Origin of the sequence: Amycolatopsis sp. lyj-23 (genome assembly GCF_046549135.1) — a bacterium.
Lineage (GTDB): Bacteria > Actinomycetota > Actinomycetes > Mycobacteriales > Pseudonocardiaceae > Amycolatopsis.
The window spans coordinates 1-1,492 of sequence record NZ_JAJPWN010000046.1; the positions used below are offsets into that span (position 1 = coordinate 1).

Below are 1,492 nucleotides of genomic sequence, written 5' to 3' on the forward strand. Positions count from 1 at the left end.
GTCGACGGTCAGCCGCGCGATCTTCACCAGTGGTTGTGCGTAGAGCAGAATCAGCAGTGCGAGCACCCGGTCGGCCGGCGGAATAGAGGTGTCGGTGAGCACGCGCCGGATGAACGCCAGGCGCTGGCGCTGGCTCAGCCGCGCGCCGGTCTTCTTCACGACGGGCGGGAGCCGCAGACGGGTCAGTTCGCGCTGACTGACACACCAGCGCAGGAACGCGCGGGAGTGTTCCGCGCGGCGGAGATCGGTCGCGAACCAGCGGTCGATGTCGGCCTGGCCGCAGTCGCCGAGGTGCCGATCGTGCTCGGCCAGGTGGCTCAGGAATTGCGCGGATGTCCGCAGGACGTGCCGGGCCAGGTTGGCGCGGCCGGAGTTGATGGGCTGAGTCGCCGAGGTGTTTCGGAGCTTCCGGAGGACGTGCCAGGTCGCGAAGCGCTCGAGCAGTCCACGGTGCTGAGGATCCTCGATCGATGCCAGCCAGCCGGGGAGCCACTGCTCGAGGAGGAACAGGAATCGATCGACCGGCGGGAGAACTCCGGCTTCGACGAGCAGATCGCGTAGGTGGATCACCGCTCGCCAGGGCTGCAGCGTGCTCAGCCCGGCGTGGGTGAGCGGCACGGTTCCGCCGGCCAGCGCGCGCAGCAGTGGCGGGATGTGCGGTTTGGACAGCCACAACAGGCCGCCGCGACCGCGGGGCATCGTTCGAAACGACTCGTAGAACGGCATCAGAGCGGCCGGGATCGCGCCGGTTCCATCGTCCAAACAGGCCGCGAGCCGCTCGGACAGGACGCAGCGCGCGCACTCGCCGAGGCGGTAGCGCTGTCCTTCCTGGCCGCATCGGCGGCAGGTGAAGTCGCCGAGACCGCCCGCGCACGCGGTGCACAGCCGTGCGCCTGCCGTGTCGATTCCGGGCAGCAACCGGTCGACGCCGCAGCCGTCACACCGTCCTCGCGTGTGCACGGCGTCGTCGTAGCACTTCACGCAGACCGGGCCCTCGGGCCAGCGGATCCGGATCCGCAACCGCGGATCACGCAGCTTTGTCTTCTGCCCGTCGGTGCAGACCGGGAGATCGCAGCGGGAGCAGACCTCGCTGGAACGGCTCATTCGGTGCTGGTGATCCGGGCGCGCCGGGGCCGCAGCTCGGCGACATCGGCCGGTGCGGGCCGGTCGGTAGTGCCGGTCTTGCGGATCCCGACGTTCTCCGCGCCGGTGACGATCAGCTCCGACGGCGCGGTCGCGAAGATGTCGCATAACGCCGCCAGAACTTGCAGCGACAACCGCTCCGGCGTGCCGGTCACCAGCCGGTGCACCTGCGAGACAGACAGGTAGATGCCGCGCTCGTGCAGCGGCTCCACCAGCTCGGTCGTCTGGTACATACCGTTCTCGGCCATGATCTCGCGCAACCGCCAGCTGTAGCTGACCGACCGCTTCTTGCCCGTCATCGACTCTCCTCACTCCCAGCCCAGAGCTCGGTTGATCGTCCCATCCAGCA

1 protein-coding gene and 1 pseudogene are annotated in these 1,492 nt (G+C 68.9%); both read right to left on the reverse strand.

Going from position 1 to position 1,492, the window contains the following annotated elements; all coding sequences use genetic code 11:
- A pseudogene (locus ACLJPY_RS50080) lies at positions 1-918 on the reverse strand (hypothetical protein); the annotation flags it as partial.
- A gap of 182 nt (positions 919-1,100) precedes the next feature.
- A complete protein-coding gene (locus ACLJPY_RS50085; protein WP_410598081.1) occupies positions 1,101-1,442 on the reverse strand; it encodes a helix-turn-helix domain-containing protein in 342 nt (113 codons plus the stop codon).
- Positions 1,443-1,492: the final 50 nt, after the last annotated feature.